We start from the raw sequence: 5,536 nt of genomic DNA on the forward strand, positions 1-5,536 counted from the left end.
CACGGAAGTGAAACGACACAGCGCCGATGATAGTGTGGCAATAGCCATGTGAGAGTAGGACACTGCCAGGCTCTTAAAGAAGGACAAACCCCCGTAGCGAGAGCTGCGGGGGTTTTTTCTTGCACGGAATCCGGACGATCCCAAGGCGCGTGGAGCGGCTCTAAGCCCTGGAGCGGCTGCAGGGTACGGGGTCGGCGCAAGAAGATCCCGACCGACGATAGATGGCCAGCAGCTGATCCGGCCTGAGGCCGCCAATGAGGTCTGGTTGATGAATCTTGTCCTTGACCGGATCGCGCGGGTGCTCAAATGCCTGGCGATCGCCGATGACGCCACGCACAAGGCCGTGGCCGTGATTCGCCTGAGCACAGCATCGGCGGCGACCACTTGGTGCGCCTGATGGACGAGGTTTGTGCGATCCGAGGGCGACCTTCCATCATCCGGACCCCGACAACGGCAAGGAATTCACCGGCCCCGGGCCATGCTGACCTGGGCCTGCCGCTGGAGCAGGCAAGCAGCAACAAAGCCCGGTCCCGAACCCATCTTGGCCGTCACGCAGGTAATCCAGCATGGCCTCAGCAATGAGGCCTTTCTCTTCTATTTATTACTTAACATAATATACATCGTGAAACCGCTCACAAAATCGACTTAAGTAGGGCAGGGAGGGGTCGATAGCGCCGGCATAACTTATAAAAAAAGGTCGCTATGCAACACTTCAATTTTCATGCCTTCATGGCTGAATTTTCCATGACCCTCGATACGGCCGCTCTAGTGTTCGGAGTTACCCGACGAACGGTAACTAGATGGAGGTCAACAGGCCTGATTCCGCGCAGCGCCGCGCACTTGGCCCTCACCATCGAGACACGTTGCCCGCCCTGGGCGCGCTCGTTCTGGCGGGGATGGGGCATCGGCGTTAGCCAGCTCCACCACGCTTGGCGCGTGGAGCTGTTCGGGGAGGATTGGCGCCAGGTTGTGGCCGATCACGACCGCCCGGCGATTGAGGCCCAAAAGAAACGATCCCAGGAGGCCGTAGAGCGCCTGGAGGCCGCGGAAGCTGCCAAACGACGGGAGCGGGCCAGGAAAGCCCAGGAAACGCGCCGCAGGCGCAAGCTAGGCCTTCCGCCGGCCGGCCTCAATGTGGTCCCGCTACGGCGCCCTGGCGAGCCTCCAGCACAGCCAGGCGCACATCATGGGCCTGCACTCGCTGGTCAACGCGGTCCAGCAAATCGACTGCCCGATGTAGCTGGAAGCCGGCGAAGCTGACCAGGGCGGCCAGCAGCAGGTTAGCGGCGATGGCCGGCTTCACTTCTTGCCCTGGCCCTTCGGCGCCTGCTCGCGCAGCGCCACGGCCACGGAACCTGCGGCGGCGGCGGCCGCAGCCAGCCAGGGCGCGGCGGGGCCGCTCAGGGGCGCGAAGGCGCCCAGGATGCCGGCGATGCCGGCCCAGGTGGAAGGCTCTTTGAGGCGGTTCATCGGATGTAATCCAGGCTGAAATTGAAAATGTCGGGCAAGGGCTTGGCCTCGGGGCGCCAGGGGATGCCGCTGACGCCGGCCGTGCCGTAGTCGTAGCCGTTGGCGCTCCAGGAGCCCGCCGGCTTGGCCGGCGTCGGCGAGGACAGGTCATGCTCTGACGGCAGACCCAGCAGCTGCCGCGCGTCCTGCACCCGGTCGAACAGCCAGGTGCCGAGGGTGGCATCGCCGGGGATGATGGCGTCCTGCACCGCGTTGCCCGCGTTGTAGGCCGCAGTCCCGGCCGCCTGGACGGTGCCGGTGACGGCATCGCCCACCGCCGCCGCGGCGCGCTTGGTGAGCCAGTAGACGCCGCCGGCCGCGACGATGGCCAGCAGGCCGTACCACACAGGGTCGGGGACGTCGCGCAGCTTCATTGCTGCTGCTCCTCGCAGTGGCACTCACGCTTGCTGGTGACGATCAGCGTCAGGCACACCAACATCAGCACGAGGCATCCCTCGCGAAACAAGGACGGCCTCATAGGGCCGCCTGGACGGCGCGGGAGTACGTGCCGTCGTCGTAGTAGTCGCCGCGGCCGTTCTCGTGGCTCACCACGGCGCGCAGGAAGCGTTCCAGCGTGGCGGGGCTGGTCATGTCGATGGCGGCATCCGCGCCGACGCCCAGGCGCTTGGCCACCGCGGCGATGTAGGCCGCCGTGTTGTTGTTGTCGGAGGCCGGCGCGTACTTGGTGATGATCGATCGGACCGTGCGCAGGCCGTGCTTCACCTGCTGGTTCTTGAGGTTCAGCGCGGCGGCGCGCAGGCCGTAGTGGTCGGAGACGAACACCAGGTAGTTCTGGCCATCGGTCGGCGGCGAGGCCAGGCCTTGCCACTGCGAGCCGGGCCGCAGGTTGCCGGGGTTCTTGTTGCGCAGGCCGCNCGGCAGGGTCAGGGCGCTCAAGGCATTCTCCATGCTGGAAACCACGTCATCGAATTCCGGAAGGGGCTCGGCCCAGCTCGCCGCGGGCGGCGCAGCCTGGTTTCCAGCCGCTGGAGCTGCAGCAGCAGCGCGGCGGCCGGCGTACCACCAGGCCGCCGCGCCGGCCGTGCCGATGACTGCGAGGACGGGGAGGGCGCGCACACTCAGCGGATGACCTCTGCCCGCCAGCCGAACGACCAGCCCGTGCCGCCGGGAGCGGCATCGCAGTTGATCGTGAACTGGGTTGCTGTGACACCGCTGATCCAGAACTTGGCCGCCGAGGTCGGCTGGTTGGTTGGCGTCACGGAAATGTCCGCGATGTTCGGCGTGCGCCCAAGAGAGTGCGTGACGTTGACCGACGTGCTCGCTGCGCCGATGGTCGCGGTGCCCTTGTTGTCCGTCGCGAAGCCGCGATTCGCCCGGATTTCCGTGCTGCCGCCAGCGTCGGCGATGTTGCCGCTTCGCCCGGCCGTGGTCACATCGTTGTTCCACACCGAAGCCGTCGCGCCGCTGTTGATGCGGATGCCCCAACGGTGCTGGGCCGCGCCGCCGCCGTGGCGCACGGTATTCCCGCGCACCGTCACCCGGTCACTCGCATCGACAAAGATGCCGTCATGGGTGTTGTCCGCCCCCTGTCCGCAGGCATAGACGTAGTTCCCGGACACCGTGGCGTCGTGAGCCGCATTGCCGACCGAGATACCGCGCGCCTTGCCGTTGGCGATGTAGTTGCCGTCGATTAGGTTCAGCGTCGAGTCATCAACCACGATGCTGTTCTCCTCGTGGTCGATCAGGTAGTTCCCGGACACCTTGTTGTTATTGCTGGCACCGCTGATCTGGATGCCGCGCAGTTGGTTCGTGCCGCCCGGGAAGGCGGCGAAGTTGAAGATGTAGTTCCCGACGATGGCGTTTCCGCCGGAAGCGTTCTTGACGTCGATGCCCTGCCGCCCGCTGACATAGCCGTTGTTGAACAGGTGGTTGCCCAGCAGCGTATTGCGGTCCGCGTTGTCCAGCTGGATGCCGGCATGGCTGTGCTTCTCGCAGCGGTTGCCCTCGATCCGGTTGTGGTTCGAGTAGTTGGTCAGGCGGATGCCAAAACCATGGTTGTACAGGTGGTTGCCGATGATGGTGTTATTGGCGCCGCCGTCGAGGAACAAGCAGGCGTCCAGCGTGCCGGCCACGAGGTTGTCCGGGTGCGACCCGAAATCGTTGAAGGCGATGAAATTGTCCGCCGAGTCGTCCATGTGCACGATATGGTCATGGTGCTCGTTCGACCGGTTCCACATGATGGAATTGACGTTGCCGAACAGCTTGACGAAAGGCCCGCCGAAGTAGCGGCTGCGGTTGTGCTCGATACTGAGGAAGGACGCCGGGCCGGCGGCGCTGTCGGCAATCGCGATTGTCGTGTTCCCGGTGCAGTCGTTTCCGGCGACCAAGAAGGTGAAGCCCTTGACCGTGGTGTACCGGCACCCCGACACGTCGAACACCGGCAGGCCGGCCATGATGCCGTTGGCCGCAACTTTCATGACGCAACCGCTCAGCGGTTCAACGCCGGCCGTGTAGTAGTCGGCACCCGCGCCCAGCAAGGTCATACTGCTGTATACCTGGATGCTGTCGCTGACGATGTAGACGCCGTTCGGAAAGTAGACGGTTCCGCCTCCCAGCGTGAAATGCACGAAGTCCACTGCCGCCTGGATCGCCGCCGTGTCGTCCGTCACGCCGTCGCCGGTCGCACCGAAGTCCTTGACGGACACTTGTTCAGCCAGCTTTTCATAGATGGTGCGGCTGGCCGCCGACACCGCGTCGAGCTTGAATCCCACCATGGACGAACCGAAGCCGCTGGCGACGTCGGCCAGGTTGGCGCGCAACTGGTTGACCAGGCGCCGCGGCGACTTGATGATCCCGATGCTCATGCTCACGGCGCACGCTCCGTCTGCAGGCTCACCGTCACCGCCACACCGTTCGGGTTGTGGACCCACACCGCGGCACTGCCGTTGCAGACGGCGGCATCGTCGGGCTGCACCTTGGTTCCGCGCGATCCGCTCACCGAGGAGTCCCCGACGCGCACCAGGCCCGGCGCCAGCTCATCGAGCTGCACCAAGGCACTCAGCCGATCCGCGTCGGCCGCAAGAACCTGGACCGTCGCGCCCGCCGCAATGACCACATCGTCCGCGCTGGGACGCTGGGTCGGGTTGTCCACGGCGACATTGATCGGGCCGGAGACGACGGAGCGGCCCACGGTCGGCGTCCGCGCGCCGCCGGTATAGCCCAGGGCGATGATCACGTCCTGATCCGCATCGGACAGCAGGCGCACGCGGCGGTAGGTGTTGACGCCCATGCCGTCGCCCTGGAAGCGGGTCAGCCAGGTGCCGTCATCGAACTGGATCTGCACCGCGCTGGCGGCCTTGACGACGAGGAAGTAGTCACCGTCCACCTGGAGCGGGTGCTCCACGCCGGCCTTGAGCGATACCGGTTTGTCGAGCATGCCGGTTTCCATCAGGCTTTCCCCTTGCTCTGGAAATAGAAAATGGTTCCGACCAGGATCAGCACGCCGGCCAGGACATAGAGGTTTCGATTGCCTTCCTTCTCTTCCGGCGTCTCCGCGGCCTTGGCGATGGCGTTGATGCTCTGCGTCGAGGCATCGCGGATGCTGTCGCGGCTGGTGTTCAGCGCGCCGACCGCGGACCCCAGGGCTTCCTTGAGGAAACCGAAGGTCTTTTCCTGGTTGGAGTCGGCGAAATCGAAGCTCCGATTGACCGCGCCGGCATCGGTGAAATTGAAGGTTCCGTTGTTGATCGGGGACTTGCTGCCCGAGCTGCCAATCGCCACGGTCGTAGACGTGACAGCTGCCGCCGCATCGCCGCCGACGTTCGCGCCGGCCGACAGGTCTTGCACGTCCGTGGACTGGCTCTGCTTGTTGCCACCGCCGAACAGGCCCATGGCCTAGGCTCCCTTGTTGCGCTTGACCACCAGCGCGATCACGACCACGCCCGCAGCCAGGAGCGCCCAGCCGACACTGCCGCTCAGGTCGATTCCCGTGGCGCTGGCCGGCTTGGAAAAGTTGAAGGTCGCGCCGGTCTTGATATCGGTCGCGCCCGTGTTGAAGCCGAGGGCT

6 protein-coding genes and 1 pseudogene are annotated in these 5,536 nt (G+C 65.2%); 1 reads left to right on the forward strand and 6 read right to left on the reverse strand.

The annotated features are described in order from the left end of the window. Window positions 1-232: 232 nt before the first annotated feature. Window positions 233-356, forward strand: a pseudogene (locus tag C3942_RS22895) (IS3 family transposase); the annotation flags it as partial. 773 nt (window positions 357-1,129) lie between these two features. On the opposite strand, the gene C3942_RS22475 reads toward C3942_RS22895, so the two are convergent. The 6 genes from C3942_RS22475 to C3942_RS21675 form a co-directional block, all read right to left on the reverse strand. Then, on the reverse strand, window positions 1,130-1,303 hold the full coding sequence (locus C3942_RS22475; protein ID WP_165797574.1) for a hypothetical protein: 174 nt from the start codon (window positions 1,301-1,303) through the stop codon (window positions 1,130-1,132). Then, window positions 1,300-1,470: a hypothetical protein gene (locus C3942_RS22480; protein ID WP_165797575.1), complete on the reverse strand. Its 171-nt coding sequence runs from the start codon at window positions 1,468-1,470 to the stop codon at window positions 1,300-1,302. The genes C3942_RS22475 and C3942_RS22480 overlap by 4 nt, the downstream gene beginning before the upstream one ends. Then, on the reverse strand, window positions 1,467-1,883 hold the full coding sequence (locus C3942_RS21655; protein ID WP_104232458.1) for a hypothetical protein: 417 nt from the start codon (window positions 1,881-1,883) through the stop codon (window positions 1,467-1,469). The genes C3942_RS22480 and C3942_RS21655 overlap by 4 nt, the downstream gene beginning before the upstream one ends. 705 nt (window positions 1,884-2,588) lie before the next feature. Then, window positions 2,589-4,334: a right-handed parallel beta-helix repeat-containing protein gene (locus tag C3942_RS21665; RefSeq protein WP_104232460.1), complete on the reverse strand. Its 1,746-nt coding sequence runs from the start codon at window positions 4,332-4,334 to the stop codon at window positions 2,589-2,591. A 2-nt stretch (window positions 4,335-4,336) separates the two neighbouring features. Next, complete coding sequence (locus C3942_RS21670) at window positions 4,337-4,906, reverse strand: hypothetical protein (RefSeq protein ID WP_133164392.1); 570 nt, start codon at window positions 4,904-4,906, stop codon at window positions 4,337-4,339. A gap of 11 nt (window positions 4,907-4,917) precedes the next feature. Then, window positions 4,918-5,361 carry a hypothetical protein gene (locus C3942_RS21675; protein ID WP_104231250.1) on the reverse strand — a complete coding sequence of 148 codons (444 nt, stop codon included), beginning with the start codon at window positions 5,359-5,361 and terminating at the stop codon, window positions 4,918-4,920. Window positions 5,362-5,536: the final 175 nt, after the last annotated feature.

Origin of the sequence: Solimonas fluminis (genome assembly GCF_002930645.1) — a bacterium.
In the GTDB taxonomy this organism is placed as follows: Bacteria; Pseudomonadota; Gammaproteobacteria; order Nevskiales; family Nevskiaceae; genus Solimonas_A; species Solimonas_A fluminis.